The sequence below is a fragment of the Embleya sp. NPDC050154 genome, assembly GCF_044460165.1.
Taxonomy (GTDB): domain Bacteria; phylum Actinomycetota; class Actinomycetes; order Streptomycetales; family Streptomycetaceae; genus Embleya.
Map to the genome: position 1 here is coordinate 1 of NZ_JBITJP010000036.1, position 21,242 is coordinate 21,242.

Here is a 21,242-nt window from a genome sequence, read left to right on the forward strand (position 1 = left end):
CGCCCGGGATGCACGTCCGCTACGCGCCCGCCACCCCCACACCACCAACCGGCCCCGTAGGGACCGAGCAACCCAGCGCGGAGCGACCGGCGGACGCGCACCCGGCCCCGTAGGGGCCGAGCCACCCCGCGTGCGGGGTGGCTCAGGCTCGGGCCACCGCCTTGGCCAGCACCTGTTCGGCCAGTTGCTCCGGGTCGGTCACCGGGGCGTCGCAGGTGAAGTGCCGACACACGTACGCCGCCGGCAGGCCGCCGACCAGCGGCCGGTCGCGCAGCAGCGGTACCGGCGACTCCTCGGCCGGGTCGCCCATCGCGACCACCGCGCCCGGGGCGGTGGACATCAGCGCGGTCAGGTAGAGCGCCCAGGTCGCGTCGTCGTCGCGGGGGCCGACCACGGCGATCTCGCGCGGCCCGTCCAACCACGCCTCGGCGACCGCCAGGCCCCAGCCGATCTGTCGCGGCGCCCGGGCGGCCAGCATCCGTACCAGGCCGAGCGCGCGGCCGGCGGCCTCGCGGTGGTCCTCCGAGCCCAGGTGCGCCGCGTAGCCGAGCAGGGCACCGGCCGCACCGGTCCAGCCGGACGGGGTGACCCCGTCGGTGGGGTCCTGCGGTCGGCGGAAGAGTTTCTCGGCGTCGTCGGCGGTGTCGTAGAACGCGCCGTCCTCGTCCACGAAGTGCCCCAGCACCACGTCCACGAGCACGCCGGCGAAGGTCAGCCACGCGTCGTCCGAGGTCACCGCGTACAGCGCGAGGAAGCCCTCGGCGACGTCCGCGTAGTCCTCCAGGACGCCCGCGTTCGGTCCCGGTCGGCCGTCGCGCGACGTGCGCACGAGCCGGTCGCCGAGCTCGTCGTCCTCGTCGCCGCCCAGGTGCACCGCGAGCAGCAGGTCGGCCGCCGCGAGCGCGGCATCGAGCAGGTCGGGGCGGGAGAACAGGGTGCCGGCCTCGGCCAGCGCCGCGATGGCCAGCCCGTTCCACGCGGCCACCACCTTGTCGTCGCGGCCCGGCCGGGCCCGCTCCTCGCGCGCGGCCAGCAACCTGGCCCGCACGTCGGTCAGTCGCTCGACGTCCTCGGGGTCGTCGAGCAGTTGCAGGACGGACATGCCGTGCTCGAAGGTGCCTTCCTCGGTGACCGCGAACACGCGGGCCGCCCACGTGCCGTCCGCCTCGCCCAGCACCTCGACCAGTTGTGCCGGGGTCCAGGCGTAGAACGCGCCCTCGACCGACCTGCCCTCGGCGTCCGGGCTGTCCGCGTCCAGCGCCGAGGCGAACGCGCCCTCGGGGGTCCGCAGTTCGCGGACCAGGAAGTCGGCCGTCTCCAGCGCGATCCGGCGGGCGAACTCGCTTCCGGTGGCCCGCCACAGGTGGGTGTACACCCGGATCAACTGGGCGTTGTCGTAGAGCATCTTCTCGAAGTGCGGCACCACCCACGCCGCGTCCACCGAGTAGCGCGCGAAGCCGCCGCCGAGTTGGTCGTAGATCCCGCCCCGGGCCATCGCCTCGCAGGTCTCCTGGGCGATCTCCAGGGCCGCCTCGGACTCGGTCCGGGCGTGGTGGCGCAGCAGGAACTCCAGCACCATCGACGGCGGGAACTTGGGCGCGTCGCCGAACCCTCCGTGCACGCGGTCGTACTCGCGCGCGAGCAGGGTCAGCGCGGTGTCCAGGTCCTCGGCGGTGGGCGCGTCGCCTTCCGTGTGCAGGTCGCGCGGGGCGGCCAGGGAGGTGGCGATTTGCAGGCCGGTGCGGCGCACCTCGTCGTTGCGGTCGACCCAGGCCTTGTTGATCTCGTACATCACCTGCCGGAACGAGGGCATGCCCCGGCGCGCCTCGCTCGGGTAGTACGTGCCGCAGTAGAACGGCTCGCCGTCGGGCGTCGCGAAGACGGTCATCGGCCAGCCGCCCTGGCCGTGGTTCATCGCAACGGTGGCCTCCATGTAGACCGCGTCCACGTCCGGGCGTTCCTCGCGGTCCACCTTGATGGCGACGAAGTTCGCGTTGACGATCGCGGCGGTGGCCTCGTCCTCGAAGGACTCGTGGGCCATCACGTGGCACCAGTGGCACGCGCTGTACCCGACGCTGAGCAGGATCGGGACATCACGGCGGCGGGCCTCCGCGAACGCCTCCTCACCCCACGGCCACCAGTCGACGGGGTTGTCGACGTGTTGGAGGAGGTACGGCGATGTGGACCCAGCGAGACGATTCGGCATGGCACCATCCTCGCGCGCCGAACCCCACCGACCCACCAACCGGCCCGCGCCGAGCGAGTCGAGTCCGGCGTCCGCATCGCGCGGCCCTCGCGTCGGCGTGTGCCGGGGGCCTGCGGGGGGCGCACCGCACGGGCCCGGTTCCCGTCGCGGCCGGTACACCCACCCTGCTCCGATACGGAAAGAAGGATCGATGAAGCACGAGTACGAGGCGAAGTTCCTGGCCGTCGACGTCGCCGGCCTCCGGGACAAGCTGATCGGGCTGGGTGCCGTCCAGGCGTTTCCCCGGACTCTCCTCACCCGTTGGATCTTCGAGAGCGAAGCGCTCGACGGCGGTGCGTGGCTGCGTCTGCGGGACGAGGGCACCCGGTCCACGCTCACCCTCAAGCAGGTGACCGACTCCACCAGGATCGACGGCACGACGGAGATCGAGACCGAGATCGCGGACCTGCGCGCGATGGCGGAGATCCTTCGCCGGCTCGGCCACCGGGAGGTCCGCCACCAGGAGAATTATCGCGAGGAGTGGCGTCTGGGCGAGATCGCCTTCGACTTCGACACCTGGCCCGATCTCCCCACCTTCGTGGAGATCGAGGGCCCCGACGAGGCATCCGTCCGCCGGGGCGCGGCGCTGGTGGAACTCGACTACGCCGAGGCCAGGTTCGGCAGCGTGGACGAGATCTACAAGAGCGAGGCGGGGCGCGACATCCTCGCCGAGCCCACCCTCCTCTTCCCGAACGCCGGGTAGCGGAGAGGCCGTCCTTCCCACCGGACGGGACCTGGTGCTCCGCCGGTCGGTCCGGGCGACGGTCACTCACCCGAAATCGACCGGCGGCGGGGTGGTCAGGCCTGGTGAACGCCCGCGATGAACGCGCGGAACTGGTCGTGGCCGAAGGTCAGTACGGGGCTCCGGTCGAGCTTGGAGTCCCGGGTCCCGACGATGGCCGGCAGGATCGCCGCCTCGACACAAGAGCCGCTGGATCCGCTGTGGCTGGACTTGAACCACTCCGCGCCTGCGAGGCTGATTGGGTCGGTGCTCATGTCATCTCCCTTGTCGAGCACGCTCGCGTCCTGGATTGGCCATACCCCGATCCGGTCGTCGGATCGGGGATACGCCCGCGTCCCTTCCGGAGGCCGAACGGCCGGGCACACCCGTCAGGCGTCGAGCCGCAGCGCGTCGGTCAGGGCGGACCACGACGCGGGCGGGAAGGCCAGACGCCCGATGCCGGGATCCTTGCTGTCACGTACATCCGTAGTCGTGTGAGTCGGTGCGACTTCTACGCATTCGCCGGAGTGGTCGCTGTAGCTCGACTTTCGCCACGGCCCGACGTTGCTCTCTATCATGATGATTCCTTGGCTAGTAGCTTGGCCGCGTTTTCAATGAACTCTACCGATTCCGCAGGCGCGAGAGAGATCGACCGCAGTTCGTCGAAAACGAGAGTGAAGTTTCGCGTGTCCGTCATTTCCTCTAGATACAGCGCGCTCGTCAGATTCTCCACGTACACGACGTCCGTGTCACCGACGAGAGGGAATGAGAAAATCACGAATGATCCACTCATTCCCGGATGCGCGCCCCTGGACTCGGGGAGTACCTGGAGTGTGACATTCGGAAGTTGCGTCATGTCCCACAGGTGCCGGAGTTGAGCGGCCATGGTGTCGCGTCCACCGACAGGCAGCCGCAGGGCCGACTCCGCAACGATTCCCCAGAAGCGGACGGGCTGGTCATCCCTGGTCAGAATCGCCTTCCGCTTCTTGCGGACACGCAACAGCGCTTCCACCGCGTCCGGACTCGAATCCGGGTTGGCGTTGACGACAGCACGCGTGTACTCGTCGGTCTGAAGCAGCCCCGGGATCAGAACCATCTGAAATGCTCGGATGTAATTCGCATCCGATTCCGGCCCGAGGTAGCCAACGGATTTGGGCGGCAGCAGAGTGCCGAATTCTTCCCACCACCCACGCTTCTTGCCTTCGCGCGCAAGCCTCTCAAGCGTGGCCCGTAGTTGCGGGTCGGTCACCTCGTAGAGATCCAACAGATCCCGGACATCACGCGCTCTCACGGCCAGGCGACCGTTCTCGATCCTCGACACCTTCGTCTTGTGGCATTCAAGGACTGCGGCAGCGTCATCCAATGACTTCCCCGCTCCCGTTCGAAGTCGGCGCAGGTCCGATCCCAGCTTGCGACGTCGGACGGTCGGCGGCTGCTCTGCGGCCACGTGATCCCCTCTCCCTCCAGCGACAGTGTGCCCGTTCCGCCTGCGCACCTGGTACCGATCCGGACGCGACGCACGTTTCCTACGGAAACGTTGCGTTCCGGTCGTGTTTCCAGCCAGACTGCTGTCAGCGACCCCATGCACACGGAACGTCGCGAACGGAGGTACGGGCATGTCCCAAAAAGGGCATCAGCGCGTGAAATCTGATGCGTTGGAGCCGAGCCCCGAAGGGCGTCGGCTGTTGGACGAGCTGGTGGGAAAACAGGTGTGCGACACCCGATCGGGGGTGTGTGGCGTCCTGGTGGACGTCATCGGGTCCACCGCCTACGCGCGGATGCCGTCCGCGTTGGAGTGGCGGGCGCCCATCGGGTGCATCGCAGCGATTCCGGCCAACACGGCCGAAGGACAGGCGCGTTGAGTGCCGACGGGCGTAGGGGGCGGGGCGGACCTGGACAGCTTGCCCCACCCCCCTCGTGCCCCCAAGTGAAAGGACACTTCCCCACGATGACAGATGATCGCGACGACATTCGCCTCGGCCCGACCGGGATTTCGGCACTCGAACGGGTGCCGGACGCGCGGCTGCGGCTTCCCATTCCGGAGGCGGCCCGCAGTGGGCCCAAGCCGACGAACACATCCACCATCTGGCGGGCCTTCGGTACGTCGACCGCCCTGGTGCGCGCCGAGCCGCCCTACCGGGAGGCACGGCCGAGACTCCGCCCGGAGACGACGGCGCACCGCGTACCGGGTTGGTCGACCGGCGAGGAGATCGACAAGGCCGCCGCCTTCGTCGAGCGCTACCGGGACGCCTGGTGCCGTGACGGCCGCACGGGGCGGGAGGGCACCCTCACCGCCGTCAACGGTCGAAGCGCCTACCTGCGCGCCATGAACGGCGTCGAGTTCACCTGCCGACTGCCGACACTCGTGATCGTCCGGCTGCCGCCCCCGCGCCTGTACCGGCGGGTTCGCTACGTCGGGAAGGAGGACCCGGCCCGCCGCCCACCGGGCGACATCATGGAGACGTGGGCCGTCACCAACGGCACGCTCGCGACCGTGCAACCACGCACCGGCCCGGCCTGGTTCGCCCTGCTCGCCGATCTCGAACGCGACCTCCCGGCCGGCCCCGTGGCCGACTGGGACGATCCCCCGTTCATCCCGCACCACGCCGAGGACGAAGACGCGGGCCCGGACCCGGACAGGTCCCCATCACATCCGTGACCACTGCACCCGCGCACCACACCTGCGCTCCGCACGCGAGGCACGAGGCGCGGGGCGAAAATCGCGGGTGATTCGGTCGGTCAGGCGACGGGCGCGCCCTTGTCCCGCTTGGACTCGGCGGTCCGCTCGGGCTCGGCCGCCCGGTCGGCGGTGGCGCCCGGCTTGCCGTCCTCGTCGAAGTCCACCCGCTTGAGCTGCTTGTTCATCGACTTGAGCAGGAGCCAGGTGGCGACCGCGATCGCGGCGACCACCACGAACCCGAGCAGGCCGGGCGTGACCTTGCTCTCCTCGACCGCGAGCTGGAGCGCGAGCGGTGTCATGACGAACTACCTCCTGGATCGGAACCCCTTGTGAACAAGAGTGACATCCGATCGGCGGGACGTATGCACCGAGGGCCCGGAGAATCGTGCTCCGGGCCCTCGTACGGTCATCCGCGGGTGGTCAGCGCCGCACGCCCACCCGTACGCCCGCGAACAGGTCGTCCTCCGGCAGATCCGTGTCCACCAGCGAACGGACCAGCTCGTAGTCCTCCGTCGGCCACACCTCGCGCTGCACCGAGAGCGGCACCCGGAACCAGAAGCCGTCCGGGTCCACCTGGGTGGCGTGCGCGATCAGCGCCCGGTCGCGCGTCTCGAACCAGTCGGCGCACGGGATGCGCGTGGTGATGTCGCGCTCGTCGCGGTCGCCCCAGCGCTCCAGCCACTCGCCGTACGGCGACTCCAGGCCGCGGCTGAGCATGCCCTCGTGCAGCGCCTCGATCCGCGCGCGCGAGATGCCCTGGTTGTAGTACAGCTTCAGCGGCTGCCACGGCTCGCCGGACTCCGGATACGCGTCCGGGTCGCCCGCCGCGTCGAAGGCCACCATGGTGATCTTGTGCGTCTGGATGTGGTCGGGGTGCGGGTAGCCGCCGTTCTCGTCGTACGTGGTGATCACGTGCGGACGGAACTCGCGGATCAGCCGGACCAGCGGCTCGGCCGCCTTGTCCACGTCCAGCACCGCGAAGCAGCCGTCCGGGAGCGGCGGCAGCGGGTCGCCCTCGGGCAGCCCCGAGTCCTCCCAACCCAGCCACGCCTGCTCCACGCCCAGGATCGCGCGCGCCGCGTCCATCTCCTTGCGGCGCACCTCGTGGATGTTGGCCTCGATCTCCGGGTCGCCCTGGAGAGCGGGGTTGAGCACCGAGCCGCGTTCGCCGCCGGTACAGGTCGCGACGAGGACCTCGGCCCCCTCGGCGACATAGCGCGCCATGGTGGCCGCGCCCTTGCTCGACTCGTCGTCGGGGTGCGCGTGCACCGCCATCAGCCTCAGCCGATCGTCACTCACCGGAACGTCGCTCCTCATCCGTGCCCCGTGTCCCAGCCGCCGGGTCGTACCGCCGGGACCTGTCGAGGGCCGCTCTTGCACCGGACATATAGTGGCCGATAGATCTCGCTCGGGCACAAACCCGGGCCCGTCCCGCAGGAGACCCGGTGAGCGCAACGCCCGTCACCCGTTACGGCAAGGGCGCCACCCGAAGCGATCGAAAATTGCGGATCGCGTTCGCGGTCTTCATGGTCGTGCTCGTGGCCGGGACGGTGTGGATCGGCCTCGATGTGGCGAACCCCGGCGTACGCGGGTCTATTCCGAGCTTCAAGGTCACCTCGGATTCCTCGGTGCAGGTCCAGGTGGAGATCCGTAAGGACAGCGACAAGGAAGCCGTCTGCGTGCTGCGTTCGCGCGACGAGGGCGGCGCCGAGGTGGGTCGCCGCGAACTGCGTTTCGCCAAGGGCGACAAGCACATCGAGCGCACCGAGACGCTGCAGACCATGGGCCGGCCCAACACCGCCGAGCTGGAGGACTGTCACACCGTCGGCTGAGCGGCGGTGCCGATGCCGTCGGCCGATCGTGTCCCGTGTCACCCGGGTGTGCGTGACTGCCCGAGACGTCGGGAGATTGTTACTCTCGAAGCTTCGTCCCCTCACGACCCGAGGTGTTCACACCGCGGACGGTGAGGGGGCGCTGGTATATGTGACCCCCTCCGCCGACCGGGCCCGCCCGGACGGCCGGTCGGACCGCGTGTACCTCATTCGTACGCACCGTGTACGCAACCCCTGTCGCAGACCTACGAGGAGCACCCCGTGACCCAGACCAGCGAAAGCGTCACCTGGCTCACCCAGGAGGCGTACGACCGGCTCAAGGCCGAGCTGGAACACCTGTCGGGTCCCGGCCGTTCCGAGCTCGCCGTGAAGATCGAAGAGGCCCGCCAGGAAGGCGACCTCAAGGAGAACGCGGGCTACCACGCGGCCAAGGAGGAACAGGGCAAGCAGGAGCTGCGGATCCGCCAGCTCATCGGCCTGCTCCAGAACGCCAAGGTGGGCGAGGCCCCCGCGGACGACGGCGTCGTCGAGCCCGGCATGGTCGTCACCGTGATCTTCAACGGCGACAAGGACGACCCCACGACCTTCCTGCTCGGTTCGCGCGAGGACGCGGTGAGCGACGTGGACGTCTACTCGCCGCAGTCGCCGCTGGGCAAGGCGATCAACGGCAGGACGGTCGGCCACAAGGCCACGTTCGCGCTGCCCAACGGCAAGAGCACCAGCGTCGAGGTGTTGGCGGCCAAGCCCTACAAGGGCTGAGCACCGACCCCGAGCGGCCCGCGCTCCCGGTATTCGGGAGCCGGGCCGCTTGCTTTTCCGGGGCACCGGAGTGCGGGACCTGCTCGTGGATTGCGCGGCGAGGTGTCAGCCGGTCGCGCGGAGGTACTTGCGCACCGCGAGCGCGCGGAAGAGCACGATGATCAGGGCCGACCAGATCAGCGACGCCCACACGGGGTGCTGCATGGGCCACGCGTCGGACTGCACGACCCCCGGATTGCCGAACAACACTCGGGCCGCCTGCACCGTCGCACTGAACGGGTTCCACTCGGCGATGTGCCGCACCCAGGGCGTCATCTGGCTGGAGTCCACGAAGGCGTTCGAAATGAACGTCACCGGGAACAGCCAGATGATTCCGCCCGAGGTCGCCGCCTCCGGAGTGCGCACGGACAGGCCGATCAGCGCTCCGATCCAGGTGAAGGCGTATCCCAGCAGGAGCAGCAGGCCGAAGCCGGCCATGATCCGCCCGGCGGTGGTCGGCTCGGCGGAGCCGGTGCGCCAACCCACGAGCAGGGCAACGCTCGCGAGGACGAGCATCGTGATGGCCGTCTGGGCGAGATCTGCGACCGTGCGGCCGGTCAGGACGGCACCTCGCGCCATGGGCAGCGAGCGGAACCGGTCGATGAGCCCCTTCTGCATGTCGTCCGCGATACCGGCGGCCGATCCCGCGGTGGCGAAGGTGACGGTCTGCGCGAAGATGCCCGCCATCAGAAAGTTCTTGTAGACGTCCGAGTCGGTGCTGTCACCGATCTTCATCGAGCCGCCGAAGACGTACGTGAACAGCACCACGAACATCACCGGCTGAATGACCCCGAAGAGGATCATCTCCGGAATCCTGGTCATGCGAATCAGGTTCCTGCGGGCGATGACCAGGGAGTCGCGCAGCGACTGGGCCACGCCGCCGCGGACCACGGGCGCGGCTGTGGAGGTCTTGGTCAGTACGGCCATTACCGCTTCACCGCCTTGTCGAGGCCGCGCTTCGGGCCGTCCTCGGTCGTCTCGTCGGAGTCGCTCTCGCCCGTGCCGTTGCCGGCCTCGGACTCCGCGGCATGGCCGGTGAGCGAGATGAACACGTCGTCCAGGGTGGGTCGGCGCAGCCCGATGTCGTCGATCTCGATCCCGCGCGCGTCGAGCTCGCGGATGATCTCGGCCAGCAGCTTGGCGCCGCCGGTGACCGGGACGGTGATCCGCCGCTGGAGCTTGACCACGCCCAACTCGCCCTTGCCGAACGAGGTCAGCATCTCGCTCGCGTCGGCCATGCGCTCCGCGTCGTGTACGACCACCTCGACCCGTTCGCCGCCGACCTTGGCCTTGAGCTGGTCGGCGGTGCCGCGCGCGATCACCTTGCCGTGGTCGACCACGGCGATGTCGTTCGCGAGGTGGTCGGCCTCCTCCAGATACTGCGTGGTCAGCAGCAACGTGGTGCCGCCCGCGACGAGTTCCTCGATCACCCGCCACAGCGCCATGCGGTTGCGCGGGTCGAGCCCGGTGGTCGGCTCGTCCATGAACATCACCGGCGGGCTGACCACGAGCGCCGCGGCCAGGTCGAGCCGGCGGCGCATGCCGCCCGAATAGGTCTTGGCGGGCCGATCGCTCGCCTCGGACAGGTCGAACTGGGCCAGCAGTTCGTCGGCCCGATGCTTGGCGTCGCGACCGCTGAGCTGATACAACTCGCCGACCATGCGAAGGTTCTCGCGGCCGGTCAGATATTCGTCCACGGCCGCGAACTGGCCGGACAGGCCGATCGAGCGGCGGACCGCGTTGGGATTCTTGAGCACATCGTGACCGGCCACCACGGCTCGCCCGGAATCGGGTTTGAGCAATGTGGTCAGTACTCGCACGCATGTCGTCTTGCCTGCGCCGTTCGGTCCGAGCAGGCCCAGGACGGTGCCGGTGGGCACACTCACGTCCACGCCGTCGAGCGCTCGGACCGAGCCGAAGGTCTTTACCAGACCTTCGGCGACGATCGCTTCCTGCATGTCGGTGGATCACTCCTCGTGCGGATGGGGGCATGGGGGGCCGATCGATTCAGATCTCCACCATGCGCCCAACGCACCGAGCATGCGACCGCTTTTCTCCGGAAGCGTAACTCTTCGTGTCCGGAGACAGCCCACCGGAATCGCCCGGCCGTGCGCCGGCGAACTCCGGATACCTCTCGGCCGCGTCCTCCGTGGACGGACATGGCTTGGCCCAACAGCCAAGCACACGACACCGACATCGCCGACTCGCCCCACCCCGCCGCCCGTTGCGACCTCGCAGCGGCGAGGCGGCGCTTTCACGCTGCGTGGACTCAGCTCTTGCCGACGGTGTATCCCGCGCTGTACAGCGCCTCCACCACCGCCGCGCAGTGGCTGCGGCCCTTGGTCTCCAGTTGCAGGTCCACGTCCGCCTCGCCGACCCGCAGCGTCGCGTCGGTGCGCACGTGCGACACCGCGGCGATGTTGGCGTCGGTCTCGGCCAGGCGAACCAACAGGGTGGCCAGCGCGCCGGGGCTGTCCGGGATCCGCACCCGCAACGACAGATAGCGGCCGGCCGAGGCCAGACCGTGTCGCAGCACCCGGAGCATCAGCAGCGGGTCCACGTTGCCGCCGGACAACACCGCCACCACCGGCCCCTCGATCGGCTCGCCGGCCTCCAGCAGTGCCGCCACCGACGCGGCTCCGGCCGGCTCGACCACCAGCTTGGCCCGCTCCATGCACAGCAGCAGGGCCTGCGACAGGGATTCCTCACCAACCGTACGGATATCGTCCGCGTGCTCCCGGATCAGTGCGAAGGGCACCTCGCCGGGGCGGCCGACCGCGATGCCGTCGGCCATCGTGCCGAACGAGGGCAGCGAGACCGGCGCGCCCGCCGCGAGCGAGGGCGGGTACGCGGCGGCGGACGCCGCCTGTACGCCGATCACCTTGACGTCGGGGCGAAGTGCCTTGACCGCGACCGCGATTCCGGCCAGCAGGCCGCCGCCGCCGGTGCCCACCAGGATGGTCTTGACCTCGGGGCACTGCTCCAGGATCTCCAGGCCGACCGTGCCCTGGCCGGCCACCACGTCCTGGTGGTCGAACGGGTGGATGAACACCGCGCCGGTCCGGTCCGCGTGGGCCCGCGCGGCGGCCAGCGCGTGCTCGACGTTCTCGCCGCCCAGGATCACCTCGGCGCCGTACGAGCGGGTCGCGGCCACCTTGGGCAGCGGCGCGCCGGCCGGCATGAACACCGTGGACGCGACGCCCAGGGTGCGGGCCGCGAGTGCGACGCCCTGCGCGTGGTTGCCGGCGCTCGCCGCCACCACGCCCCGCGCCCGCTCGGACTCGGACAGGCCCGCGATCCGCACGTACGCGCCGCGGATCTTGAACGATCCGGTGCGCTGGAGGTTCTCGCACTTGAGGTGCACGGGCACGCCGATGCGGTCGGTCAACGCCCGACACGACCTCATCGGGGTCTCGCGAACGACGCTCTCCAGCATCTTTCGCGCGATCCGGATGTCGTGCAGGGTCACCGTGGCCGGGGCAGGACTGCTCATACGCCGAGTGTCGCACCAACCGCACGTGCGGATGCGCCGGGTCTCCTCCCGTCCCGGTGGTCACGGGAGTTCGGGACCCGGGTCGGGCCCGGGTCGGGCCCGGGTCGGGCCCGGGTCGGGCCCGGGTCGGGAGCCGGGTCGGGAGCCGGGTCGGGCCCGGGTCGGGCCCGGGTCGGGAGCCGGGTCGGGAGCCGGGTCGGGAGCCGGGTCGGGCCCGGGTCGGGCCCGGGTCGGGAGCCGGGTCGGGAGCCGGGTCGGGAGCCGGGTCGGGAGCCGGGTCGGGCCCGGGTCGGGCCCGGGTCGGGAGCCGGGTCGGGAGCCGGGTCGGGCCCGGGTCGGGAGCCGGGTCAGGAGCCGGGTCGGGAGCCGGGTCGGGAGCCGGGTCAGGAGCCGCCCGGGTTCCGGCTCTGGCGGCGTTCCATCGAGGCGTTGAAGAGGGTCAGCAGTTCGGTGAACCGCTCGCGGTCGTCCATGCTCCAGCCCTCGCAGATCTCCGCCATCAGGCGCCGCCGGGCGTGCCGCACCTGGTGCAGCCGGTCCCGGCCCTCGGCGGAGAGTTCGAGCAGTACGGCGCGGCCGTCGTCGGGATTGGGCACCCGATCCACCAGGCCCTGTTCGACCAACGGGGTGACCTGCCGGGTCACCGTGGACGAATCGATCGTCATCGCCTGCGCGAGCGCCTTGACGCCCATCGGCCCACCGGCTTCGAGCCGGCCGAGCAGCAGATAGGCCGCGCGGTCCATCGAGTTGCGCAGTTCGCCGACGGCACCGAGCCGGGTCTGCTCGGCACGACGCGCGAACAGCGCCACCTCGTGCTGCAGGCGGTCGTAGAGCGGGTCGGCAGAGCCGGTGGGGTCGTCATGAGCCTGGTCCGGTGTCATCGCCGCTCGTTCGTCGATCGGATGTGGTGCTCCGAAGGATATTGCGCGGACCGGGATCACCGGGCCTCGACCGGGTGATTCCACCCCGCATTGCCGTCCCGGTTCTTGCCGCGCCGGCAGCGGGAGGTGTGGTCGCCGTCGCCGGCGGGTGGGATCGCGGTCGTCGGCGGGCGAGGCCGCGGTCGGCGTCGGGTGGGGCACGCGGTCGGCGTCGTGATGTCGAGAACCGATATGTCGCGACTCGCGACTACCCGAACGGGTGCGGGGCAGCCTCACAGTGAGCGGCGACGGCATCGGGCCGGCCGGACATCCGCTCGGCGGATCTGCGGGAGGCACCGTGCACAAGCGCGACGCTCGCGAGTTCGACGTCTTCGTCCACAGCGTCGGCGCGCAACTGCTCCGAGCCGCCGACCTGCTCACCGGCGACCGGCAACGTGCCGAACGCCGGGTCGAGCGCGCGCTGGCGCACACCTGTGTGAACTGGAGCCGGCTACCCGACCAGGATCCGGTACGCATCGCGTGGCGGGCGCTGCTGGCCGGCTACCTGGACCCGTGGCGTCCGGGACCACGCGGGTATCGCGGCGAACACCCCGACGCGGGCGAGCCGTTCACCACCTTGGACCGGCTCGGCCGGGTCGAGCGGGCCACCGTGGTGCTGCGGTTGTACGCGCGCCTGGACGAGTACGACGCGGCGGAGGCGCTGGGGCTGCCGATCGAGACGGTGGCCCGCGCGTGGCGGCGCGGGATGGCCGAGGTACTGGCCGACGGGACGCTCTCGCGCGGCGGGTCCGGGCAGGGAGCGGGCGTGGGGACGGTTCGGACGGAGCCGGTCGGGGCGGAGCCGGTTCGGGTCGAACCGGCTCGGACGCAGACGGTTCGGATGGAACCGGTCCGAGCGGAGCCGGTCCGATGAGCGTGACGGTGTCGCCGCCCGGGTCGGCGGACGCGGAGGAGGTGCCCGAGCCGCCGGAGTTCCCGTATCGGCCGCTGCCCGCGAACCTGGCGCGGCGGGCGCGCCGGCGGGCGTACCGGCGACGGCTGTGGCACGTGCTCGGTTCGTGCGCGCTGGCCGGCGCGCTGGCCGGCGGGTTGTGGTTGGCCACGCCGGGGACCGGCGGCGGGGGCGGCCTGCCACCGGCGCCGACGCCCACACCCGTGGGGCCGATCGAGAACATCGCGCCACTGCGAATTCGCACGGACGTCGGACTGGGCGGCTCGGTGTGGTTCGGCGACGCGGGTCCGGAGCGGGGTTCGTCGTGGTGTCTGGGCGGGGCGGCCGAGGAGGAGCCGTCGACGTGCCGATTCCTGCCCACGCCCGGCCGGCTGGACACGGCGACCCTGGACCCGGGCGTGTACGCGCCCACCGGTCAGCGCCTGGTGGTCGCGATCCTGGTCGGCCAAAGCATGCCCGCCCCGGCGGTGCGCGGCGAACTGCGCGACCCCTCGGGCGCCCGACAGATGCGCCTGATCCGACCGACCGGCCTCCCCGGCGTCGCCTACCTGTGGACCTACGCGACCGACACCCCGATCTCGATCACCGTCTACGACGAAAACGGCAACCTGGTCACCGCCTGCGCCTCCTGCACGGACCCGCTGCGCTGACCCCTTCGGCCGACTTCGCCCGTCTCCGCCGACTCCACCCGTCGATTTCGGGCGGACCGTCGCCGCCCGGACCGACCGGCGGAGCACAAGAGCTTCGCCTCGTATTCGACATCCCGCGAGCAGTCGGCCCCCCAATCTAGACTGCTGAATCCCACCCCCCGTCGAGAGGTACTCATGCGTCCCGTGCGATTTGAGCCCTGGTTGGCCGAGCTGCTCAGGCAGTCCGGCGCGGTCACCGATGTTGCGATCCGCACCGAGGCCGGTGAGCAGAAGGCTCCTCGCCCGGGTCCGTACGGAGTCTCGTTCCGGCTGAGGAACGGGGCCACAGTCGAGTTGAGCATCACCGCGGAGTCCGCACAGGGCGACCAGTACGCCCAACCGGAGACCGAGGTTCAGGGTGAGCCGCCGGCACGCATCGAATCGGTGCCCACGATCGACGGGGCCAAGGTCAAGGTTGCCGACATCGAGGAGTGGCTGGCCGCTCTGGTGGTCAACAGCGGAAGTCCCGAGCTCCTGCAAGTGAGCACGCGCTACTCACAGGAAGACCCGCTGGGTGCGATCCCCTACGGCCTCGAACTCCGCTGGCACAGCGGGGCGAAGATCCGCCTGAACTTCCACGACGCCTACAGCTCTGGTGGTCGCCCCGGCGCGGCCTACCAGTGTCCGGACACCATCTGAATCCAGGAACGGCGCGCCCCTGCACGTACCTGCGTCAGGAAGGCAAACACGTGGCCTCCAGGCAAGCGGTATCCGAGTGGCAATGCACGACCTGCAAACAGCGGGTCGGCGTAGACGGCAACGGCAAGGCCAACAGGCACACTCGTCCGGGCGACGTGAACAACTGGTGTCCCGGTACCGCCGTGCAACCCGCACCGAAGTAGCAACCGTGCCTACTCGGTGAACTCGGCGGCCCGCGAGCCCTGATGTCGGCCCGGCCCGACCACGTCGGGCCGTCCGGCGTTCGGGGGCACGCGGGCCGCAGGATGGCTGCCGGGTTCAGCCCAGGGCTCGTTCCAGGTCCGCCAGGAGGTCGTCGGCGGATTCGATGCCCACAGACAGGCGGACCAGGTCGCCGGGGACTTCCAGGGGGGAGCCGGCCGCGGAGGCGTGGGTCATCCGGCCCGGGTGCTCGATCAGCGACTCGACGCCGCCCAGCGACTCGCCGAGCGTGAACAGTTCGGTCCGGTTGCACACCCGCACGGCGGCCTCCTCGCCACCGTCCACCCGGAACGACACCATGCCGCCGAACGCCTTCATCTGCTTGACCGCGACATCGTGGCCCGAGTGTCCCGGCAGCCCGGGATAGAGCACCTCGCTCACCCGCGGGTGCCGGGACAGCAGGTCCACCACCCGCTCGGCGTTCGCGCAGTGCCGGTCCATCCGGACTCCGAGGGTCTTCAGCCCGCGCAGCGTCAGCCACACGTCGAACGGCCCGGGCACCGCGCCCATCGCGTTCTGGTGGAAGGCCAACTCCTCGGCCAGGCCCGTGTCCCGGACCACGAGGGCACCGCCGATGACGTCGGAGTGTCCGCCCATGTACTTCGTGGTCGAGTGCACCACCACGTCGGCGCCCAGCGTCAGCGGCTGCTGGAGGTAGGGCGAGGCGAACGTGTTGTCCACCACGAACAGCGCGCCCGCGTCGTGCGCGACGGCCGCCAGCGCGGCGATGTCGGCCACCCCCAGCAGCGGGTTGCTCGGCGTCTCGCACCAGACGATCCTCGTGACGCCCGGCCGGATCGCGGCGCGCACCGCGTCGAGGTCGCCGGCGTGCGCGGGGGTGTAGTCGATGCCCCAGCGGGAGGCGACCTTCGCGAACAGCCGATACGTGCCGCCGTAGGCGTCGTCCGGGATCACCGCGTGGGCGCCCGGCGCGCACAGGGCGCGCAACAGGCAGTCCTCGGCGGCCAGACCGGACGCGAAGGTCAGGGCCCTGGTGCCGTCCTCCAGGGCCGCGACGCATTCCTCGAGCGCGGTACGGGTCGGGTTGCCGGAGCGGCTGTACTCGTAACCGCCGCGCAGTCCGCCGACACCGTCCTGCTTGTACGTGGACACCTGGTAGATCGGCGGAACCACGGCCCCGGTCAGCGGGTCGGGTTCCTGCCCGGCGTGGATCGCCAGGGTCTCAAAGCCGTGCGATTGGGTCATGACCGAAACGTTAGTCGCCCCGGCGGCCTCCGGCGCACTTCCACCGCACGGGCGCCGGCCGGGACCGAGGCCGGGGTCCGCCCGACCGTGCGGTGGCGGCGAGTTCCCCGGGCCGGGCCGGGCGCCCGATCAGGACCGCAGCAGGCGGTCGAGCATCAGGCGGCCGGCCTGGCCGGCGCGGGTGCGTACTTCGGGAAGCCGTTCGGCGGTGGGGCCGCTGAAGTAGGAGGACATCACGACGGTGTCCTTGCGCAGGGTCAGCACGACGTACGGGTACGGTCCGCCGCCGGCCTTGGGGTACATCAGGCCCTCCTCGGCGAACACCTCGTCCGCCTCCGGGAACGCGGGCTGTCGGGCGCCCGGGGTGTCCTTTGCCTGAGTGCCGTCCGGGTAGGTGCGGGTCGGGCAACGGTCCTTGACCTGGCGCGCGTTCTGCGCCTGCTCACGCGCGCCGCGCACGTCCTTGTGCACGATCACGGTGGTGCTGCCGCTGGAAAGCTGCGCGGGCCGGCCGGGATCCGGCAGTTGCACCTGGCGTACCCACTGGCCGACGATGCTCGGCGCCAGGGGCACGGTCTGCTGCGTGCAGTCGGCGGCGTAGTCGGTCCAGGTCTCGCCGGAGAACTCGTACGTGCTCTGCCGGACGAAGCCGGTCCCCCAGTCCTCCGGGCCGAGCGCGAGCGACGTGGCCAGCGCCTGTGCCTGCTCGGGGGTACGGCTCGGCGGCGCGGTGGTGGCGACCGGGCGGGTGGCGGAAGCGCTCGGGCGTGAGGGGGAACCGCTCGTCCCCGGGCCCTTGACCATCGGGTCGGCGCTGGTGGGCGCCGCCTCGGGAGCCACCGCGAACGGATCGTCACCACCGTCGGCGCAGCCCGCGAGCAACAGGGCGCCGAATATCGGACCGACCGCGTGAACCGCCACTCTTCTGATGCCGTACATCCCGATGCCCCCCGTGTGCGTGAACCCTCATGGTATTCACCACGCTTGGCGGGGGTCAGCGCAGTTGCACCCGGGTACGCGCGACCATCTTGGCAAGAGCGTCGACGGCCTGGTTCTTGGCCGACTCGAAGGTCTTGTCGCCCCGGTCGACGACGGCCGCGGTGAGCACCATCTGGCCCTGACGGGCCGTCACCCACACGTACTGGAACGGCGCGCCGCCACGTCCGCTGACCCACTGGGCGCGCGCGACGTGTACCTCGTCGATGCCCTCGACGGTCAGGTCGAAGATCTGGATGCCGGTCAGCTTCTCGTCGCCGGCGAGCACCTGGTTCGGGCAGCGCCGCCCGTCGTCGATCCCGATCTTCATGTCGGTCCGGGCCGCCGCCGTGTTGGCGTACACCGTCGCCGAGGAGGTCGCGAGCGTCTTGCTGAGGTTGTCCACGCTCGGTTGGCCGTCCGGGATGTACACGTAGCGCACCATCGTCGCGAGCGCGCCCGGGGTGGTGCCCTGGACCACCTGCTTGCAGTCGGTGCCGGTGACCACCCGGTGCAGCCCGGTGTACTCGTAGTTGCGTTCCTGCGGGACGTAGGTCGGTCCCCAGTCCTTGGGCACCAGTACGACCGCCGCGACCAGCGTCTGCGCCTGCGGGGTGGTGAGCGCGACGTCGGCGCGCGTGGTCGCGGTCGGGCGCGGGGTGATGGACACCGGCGGCGCGGGGGTGACCGGATCCGGCGAGGGAGGGGCCGGCGGCGGGGGCGGATCGGTGTGGTCCCCCTGGCTCGCGCTCGTGGTGGGCGGGTCGCTCTTCAGGCCGAACGAACCCCCCTTGGACGAACCGCCCTGACACCCGACCACGAGCGCGCCGCTCACGATCAGGGCCGCCCCCACAGCCACCACGCGCATCATGGACCGCCCCCGCTTCCGAAACGTTCGCCTCGACAACCATTGAAGCCGGTGGCGACGCCTCGCGTGCGGGAACAGCGCTACTACGAGGGTTACTTCGCCGCCACGGGCAGGCTCGCCACGGTCACCGCACGAGCCCTGGCCGGGGTCTACGCGGGTTTCATGGGAGTTCCGTGTGAGTGCACGCACGAGGCGCCGCCCCACCCCGCGCACGCACTCCTTCGACCGCTTCGTCCCACTGTGAACATCCACTACGAACACGGTCGGGCGAACGGCTCGGCTTTCGACGGGTGAACCGGATCCACGTTCATAGCATCAGCGCTATAAAGCGAGGAGTAAGCGTATGACCGGCCGCAGTGACTGGCAGGAGATCCGCTCGCGGCGCATGGCGGAAGCCGGCGCCGACGAGGCTTACGAGGCGACTCGGATCGCGTTCGAGCTCGGGCGCAGCGTTCGGGAGATGCGCGAGCGACACGGGCTCACGCAGGCCGTCCTCGCCGACGCCGCCGGGATGACCCAGTCGGCCGTGGCTCGCTTCGAGGCAGGTGGGACCGTGCCGACGATCCAGGTGCTGGAGCGGCTGGCGAGAGCGTTGGATGCCAAGCTGATCGTGCGCCTGGCGCCGCACACGGCGGCTTGAACGAGCGGTGGGGGGACTGCTCCGGGTGAGTCCGTGCCGACTCGTGTCTTGTTCGCGGGCCGGGTGCTGTGCCATATATGTCTAGACCAATTTGCTCTCGGTGGAGAGAGGCGTCGTGGCGCGACGAATGGCATGGATCGGCTTGACCGGGTTGGCCGTTGCGCTCGTGGTGACGGGGTGTTCCGAGGACGGGAAGGACACCTCGGCGCCGGCGGTGCCCGGCGAGGTCACCGCACTCGCGTCGAGTTCGGTATCGGTGCACGTGATGTGGCGCGCGGATCCGGACGTCGCGGTGTTCGAGGTCTATCGCGGGGACGCGAAGGTGCTGGACGTGACCGGCGGGCGGCACATGGTCGACGTCGGCGGACTGACCCCCGGGACCGCGTACTCGTTCTCCGTGCGGGCGCGGGACAGGGCCGGGAACGTGTCGCCGGCGAGCGCGGTCGTGCCGGCCACGACCTTGTCCGTGGCCCAGGGCGAGCGCGTACCGCCGACCGCGCCGCGGAACGTGCGGGGGCAGGCCCGGGGCTCAGGCGGAGCCACGCTGTCCTGGGAGGCCGCCACGGACGACGTGGGGGTGACCGCGTACGACGTGTGGCAGGCCGGTGTGCGGGTGCACAGCGTCGCGGGAGACCTGACCACGGCGGTGGTCAGTGGGCTCCGACCGGGCACCGAGTACAGCTTCACGGTCACCGCGCGCGACGCCGCGGACAACAAGTCGCCGGAGAGCAACGCCGCGGCGGTGCTCACCGAGCAGGGCACCGGCGATAGTCGCGACACCGCGCCGACCGGGCTGCGCGCGGTGCCTCGGGTCGCGGTGGACGGCACGTACGTCGACCTGAGCTGGACGCCGCCGGACGTCGACGGGGCGGTCGCGAGCTACGAGGTGTACCTGGACGGGAAGTTCCTGACCACGGTGATGTGGGGGGTGGCGCCGCCGTCCGGTACGGCGCAGTACAGCCTTCCGCTGGGTGATCAGCCGGTGGCCGGGCGGGTGCTGAAGATCCGGGGCCAGTTGCCCGACGGCAAGTGGGGTGCCTTCTCCGCCGACCTGACCCTCACCGACGCGCCGGCCGGCGGCACGGACCCGTCGGTGCCGTCGGCCGCGTCGACCGGCCCTTGAGCGCTTCGCCCGGGGTGGACACCCGAGGACCCGTCGACGCCGTCGGCCACGTCGACCCGCACTTGAGCGCTTCGCCGGGAGTTGTTACCCGGAAGCCGGTCCCCCGGCGGCCGGGAAGCCGTCAGCGCGACCGAGACGCGCGGGTCGCGCGGGTGGACCTGGTGGAGCCCGTCGGGTTCTCCGGGATGGTCGGCATCGCCGAGCGCGGAGTGCGGGCCGCGCGACCGCTCGGCTTGGCGACCGGGCCGATCTCGCGGGTCAGCCACAAACAGATCACGTTGACGACATAGTTGAGTTCGGCCTTGTCGAGCTGCCGTCCCTGCGGGATGGCGTGCAGTTCCTCGAGGCAGCCTCGGCAGCACGTGCCCGTGGCGTGCTGGGCCACGAAGACCGGGTGGCCCCGGTACGGCGTCTGGCGGCCCTCCTTGCTGGGCCGCGCCGGGCCCAGGCGGCGCGCGACCAGATCGTACGCGTACCAGCGCACACCGGATTCACCCAGCGTCTGGGCGACCGTACGCTCCCGACCGGGCAGGTGGAACTTGGCGCGGGAGGGGAGCTTGCCGATCGCGTCCAGGCGGGCGTCGAGCGGCTCGGGCCTGGCGCCCTTGGAGGTCTTGGTTGTCATATCGCCTTCAACGGTAACCGGTCCCGGTCGGCCCGCGTACCTTCGGCCCGTCAGCCCAGTTGCTTGTGAAAGATCGTGGTGGAGCGCAGCACGCCCGAGGGGTCGGCGGCGTAAGCCGGGATGGCGCCCGACTCGATCCAGCCGGCGCGCTTGTACAGGCGCTCCGCGCCGCTGCCGGTCGGGGCGTCCAGGGTGAGCAGACTGCGTCCCGCGGCGGCGGCGAACCGCTCCGCGGTGGCCAGGAGTTCGCGGGCCAGCCCGTTGCCCCGGGCACGGCGGTGGACCAGCAGCCCGGCGACCGCGGCGCGATGTCGGCTGTCGGGCATGCCGGCCAGGCGCAGCCGGATGGTCCCGGTGACGCCCTCGTGGTCCGAGGTGACCCACACGATGGTGCGGTTGCTGCGTATCTCGGCCCCCTGGGCCGCCCACCACTCGGCGGCCGCGTCGATCGGCAGCGGGGCGAGGAAGCCGACCCCGGCCCCGTCCTCGACCGCGTCCACGAGCAGCGCGGCCAGACCGGGGGTGTACGTGACGAGATCGATCGCGGAAAGCCGGACGGGCGTTGTCATACAACCATTCTCCCGCGCCCGCTCCACCCCTCGAACCGCCCCGGG

At 70.8% G+C, this 21,242-nt stretch carries 26 protein-coding genes; 11 read left to right on the forward strand and 15 right to left on the reverse strand.

What is annotated here, in order from left to right; translation table 11 throughout:
* Positions 1 to 142 precede the first annotated feature (142 nt).
* Entirely contained in the window at positions 143 to 2,206 is a 2,064-nt protein-coding gene (locus ACIBSV_RS44865; protein WP_395873288.1) for a thioredoxin domain-containing protein, read from the reverse strand.
* Positions 2,207 to 2,396: 190 nt separating this feature from the next.
* Between ACIBSV_RS44865 and ACIBSV_RS44870 the strand changes: the two genes are divergently transcribed.
* Positions 2,397 to 2,948, forward strand: a complete 552-nt coding sequence (locus ACIBSV_RS44870; protein WP_395873289.1) for a class IV adenylate cyclase — start codon at positions 2,397 to 2,399, stop codon at positions 2,946 to 2,948.
* Between the two features lie 95 nt (positions 2,949 to 3,043).
* Here the strand turns inward: ACIBSV_RS44870 and ACIBSV_RS44875 are convergent, their stop codons facing one another.
* The 3 genes from ACIBSV_RS44875 to ACIBSV_RS44885 all read right to left on the reverse strand — a co-directional run bounded on the left by ACIBSV_RS44875 (position 3,044) and on the right by ACIBSV_RS44885 (position 4,413).
* Positions 3,044 to 3,241: a DUF397 domain-containing protein gene (locus tag ACIBSV_RS44875; protein ID WP_395873290.1), complete on the reverse strand. Its 198-nt coding sequence runs from the start codon at positions 3,239 to 3,241 to the stop codon at positions 3,044 to 3,046.
* A 114-nt stretch (positions 3,242 to 3,355) separates the two neighbouring features.
* Positions 3,356 to 3,544 (reverse strand): DUF397 domain-containing protein, encoded by a 189-nt coding sequence (locus ACIBSV_RS44880; RefSeq protein WP_395873291.1) that lies wholly within the window; start codon positions 3,542 to 3,544, stop codon positions 3,356 to 3,358.
* The gene (locus ACIBSV_RS44885) at positions 3,541 to 4,413 is read right to left on the reverse strand and encodes a helix-turn-helix domain-containing protein (RefSeq protein WP_395873292.1); all 873 of its coding nucleotides are present in this window, start codon (positions 4,411 to 4,413) and stop codon (positions 3,541 to 3,543) included. The genes ACIBSV_RS44880 and ACIBSV_RS44885 overlap by 4 nt, the downstream gene beginning before the upstream one ends.
* Before the next feature lie 193 nt (positions 4,414 to 4,606).
* On the opposite strand from ACIBSV_RS44885, the gene ACIBSV_RS44890 reads away from it, so the two are divergent.
* Complete coding sequence (locus ACIBSV_RS44890) at positions 4,607 to 4,828, forward strand: hypothetical protein (protein ID WP_395873293.1); 222 nt, start codon at positions 4,607 to 4,609, stop codon at positions 4,826 to 4,828.
* An 86-nt stretch (positions 4,829 to 4,914) separates the two neighbouring features.
* A complete protein-coding gene (locus tag ACIBSV_RS44895) occupies positions 4,915 to 5,625 on the forward strand; it encodes a hypothetical protein (RefSeq protein ID WP_395873294.1) in 711 nt (236 codons plus the stop codon).
* Between the two features lie 80 nt (positions 5,626 to 5,705).
* On the opposite strand, the gene ACIBSV_RS44900 is transcribed toward ACIBSV_RS44895, so the two are convergent.
* Both ACIBSV_RS44900 and mca read right to left on the reverse strand, forming a co-directional pair.
* Entirely contained in the window at positions 5,706 to 5,945 is a 240-nt protein-coding gene (locus ACIBSV_RS44900; RefSeq protein WP_395873295.1) for a hypothetical protein, read from the reverse strand.
* A 121-nt stretch (positions 5,946 to 6,066) separates the two neighbouring features.
* Positions 6,067 to 6,921 carry a mycothiol conjugate amidase Mca gene (mca, locus tag ACIBSV_RS44905; protein WP_395873382.1) on the reverse strand — a complete coding sequence of 285 codons (855 nt, stop codon included), beginning with the start codon at positions 6,919 to 6,921 and terminating at the stop codon, positions 6,067 to 6,069.
* Positions 6,922 to 7,091: 170 nt separating this feature from the next.
* On the opposite strand from mca, the gene ACIBSV_RS44910 reads away from it, so the two are divergent.
* Entirely contained in the window at positions 7,092 to 7,478 is a 387-nt protein-coding gene (locus ACIBSV_RS44910) for a DUF4307 domain-containing protein (protein ID WP_395873296.1), read from the forward strand.
* Between the two features lie 261 nt (positions 7,479 to 7,739).
* Positions 7,740 to 8,237: a transcription elongation factor GreA gene (greA, locus tag ACIBSV_RS44915; RefSeq protein WP_395873297.1), complete on the forward strand. Its 498-nt coding sequence runs from the start codon at positions 7,740 to 7,742 to the stop codon at positions 8,235 to 8,237.
* A 105-nt stretch (positions 8,238 to 8,342) separates the two neighbouring features.
* Here greA and ACIBSV_RS44920 read toward each other — a convergent pair whose 3' ends face one another.
* The 4 genes from ACIBSV_RS44920 to ACIBSV_RS44935 form a co-directional block, all read right to left on the reverse strand.
* Positions 8,343 to 9,203, reverse strand: a complete 861-nt coding sequence (locus ACIBSV_RS44920; protein WP_395873298.1) for an ABC transporter permease — start codon at positions 9,201 to 9,203, stop codon at positions 8,343 to 8,345.
* Entirely contained in the window at positions 9,203 to 10,234 is a 1,032-nt protein-coding gene (locus ACIBSV_RS44925; protein ID WP_395873299.1) for an ATP-binding cassette domain-containing protein, read from the reverse strand. The genes ACIBSV_RS44920 and ACIBSV_RS44925 overlap by 1 nt, the downstream gene beginning before the upstream one ends.
* 311 nt (positions 10,235 to 10,545) lie before the next feature.
* Entirely contained in the window at positions 10,546 to 11,769 is a 1,224-nt protein-coding gene (gene ilvA, locus ACIBSV_RS44930) for a threonine ammonia-lyase (protein WP_395873300.1), read from the reverse strand.
* A gap of 383 nt (positions 11,770 to 12,152) precedes the next feature.
* Positions 12,153 to 12,650: a MarR family winged helix-turn-helix transcriptional regulator gene (locus tag ACIBSV_RS44935; RefSeq protein WP_395873301.1), complete on the reverse strand. Its 498-nt coding sequence runs from the start codon at positions 12,648 to 12,650 to the stop codon at positions 12,153 to 12,155.
* Positions 12,651 to 12,987: 337 nt separating this feature from the next.
* Here ACIBSV_RS44935 and ACIBSV_RS44940 point away from each other — a divergent pair, with 337 nt between their 5' ends.
* The 3 genes from ACIBSV_RS44940 (at position 12,988) to ACIBSV_RS44950 (ending at position 14,930) form a co-directional block, all read left to right on the forward strand.
* Complete coding sequence (locus ACIBSV_RS44940; protein ID WP_395873302.1) at positions 12,988 to 13,563, forward strand: hypothetical protein; 576 nt, start codon at positions 12,988 to 12,990, stop codon at positions 13,561 to 13,563.
* The gene (locus tag ACIBSV_RS44945) at positions 13,560 to 14,252 is read left to right on the forward strand and encodes a hypothetical protein (RefSeq protein ID WP_395873303.1); all 693 of its coding nucleotides are present in this window, start codon (positions 13,560 to 13,562) and stop codon (positions 14,250 to 14,252) included. Before ACIBSV_RS44940 ends, ACIBSV_RS44945 begins: the two co-directional genes overlap by 4 nt.
* A gap of 183 nt (positions 14,253 to 14,435) precedes the next feature.
* Positions 14,436 to 14,930, forward strand: a complete 495-nt coding sequence (locus tag ACIBSV_RS44950; RefSeq protein WP_395873304.1) for a hypothetical protein — start codon at positions 14,436 to 14,438, stop codon at positions 14,928 to 14,930.
* A gap of 318 nt (positions 14,931 to 15,248) precedes the next feature.
* Here ACIBSV_RS44950 and ACIBSV_RS44955 read toward each other — a convergent pair whose 3' ends face one another.
* The 3 genes from ACIBSV_RS44955 to ACIBSV_RS44965 all read right to left on the reverse strand — a co-directional run bounded on the left by ACIBSV_RS44955 (position 15,249) and on the right by ACIBSV_RS44965 (position 18,231).
* A complete protein-coding gene (locus ACIBSV_RS44955; RefSeq protein WP_395873305.1) occupies positions 15,249 to 16,397 on the reverse strand; it encodes a cystathionine gamma-synthase in 1,149 nt (382 codons plus the stop codon).
* A 129-nt stretch (positions 16,398 to 16,526) separates the two neighbouring features.
* Complete coding sequence (locus ACIBSV_RS44960; RefSeq protein ID WP_395873306.1) at positions 16,527 to 17,318, reverse strand: hypothetical protein; 792 nt, start codon at positions 17,316 to 17,318, stop codon at positions 16,527 to 16,529.
* A 73-nt stretch (positions 17,319 to 17,391) separates the two neighbouring features.
* On the reverse strand, positions 17,392 to 18,231 hold the full coding sequence (locus tag ACIBSV_RS44965; RefSeq protein ID WP_395873307.1) for a hypothetical protein: 840 nt from the start codon (positions 18,229 to 18,231) through the stop codon (positions 17,392 to 17,394).
* A 60-nt stretch (positions 18,232 to 18,291) separates the two neighbouring features.
* Here ACIBSV_RS44965 and ACIBSV_RS44970 point away from each other — a divergent pair, with 60 nt between their 5' ends.
* The 3 genes from ACIBSV_RS44970 (at position 18,292) to ACIBSV_RS44980 (ending at position 20,003) form a co-directional block, all read left to right on the forward strand.
* Positions 18,292 to 18,534, forward strand: a complete 243-nt coding sequence (locus tag ACIBSV_RS44970) for a hypothetical protein (protein ID WP_395873308.1) — start codon at positions 18,292 to 18,294, stop codon at positions 18,532 to 18,534.
* 49 nt (positions 18,535 to 18,583) lie between these two features.
* On the forward strand, positions 18,584 to 18,880 hold the full coding sequence (locus tag ACIBSV_RS44975; protein WP_395873309.1) for a multiprotein-bridging factor 1 family protein: 297 nt from the start codon (positions 18,584 to 18,586) through the stop codon (positions 18,878 to 18,880).
* A 115-nt stretch (positions 18,881 to 18,995) separates the two neighbouring features.
* The gene (locus ACIBSV_RS44980) at positions 18,996 to 20,003 is read left to right on the forward strand and encodes a fibronectin type III domain-containing protein (protein WP_395873310.1); all 1,008 of its coding nucleotides are present in this window, start codon (positions 18,996 to 18,998) and stop codon (positions 20,001 to 20,003) included.
* Positions 20,004 to 20,124: 121 nt separating this feature from the next.
* Here the strand turns inward: ACIBSV_RS44980 and ACIBSV_RS44985 are convergent, their stop codons facing one another.
* Together ACIBSV_RS44985 and ACIBSV_RS44990 are read right to left on the reverse strand one after the other, a co-directional pair.
* On the reverse strand, positions 20,125 to 20,628 hold the full coding sequence (locus tag ACIBSV_RS44985; protein ID WP_395873311.1) for a DUF4186 domain-containing protein: 504 nt from the start codon (positions 20,626 to 20,628) through the stop codon (positions 20,125 to 20,127).
* A 50-nt stretch (positions 20,629 to 20,678) separates the two neighbouring features.
* Positions 20,679 to 21,197, reverse strand: coding sequence for a GNAT family N-acetyltransferase (locus ACIBSV_RS44990; protein ID WP_395873312.1), 519 nt, complete (start codon positions 21,195 to 21,197; stop codon positions 20,679 to 20,681).
* Between the last annotated feature and the right edge of the window lie 45 nt (positions 21,198 to 21,242).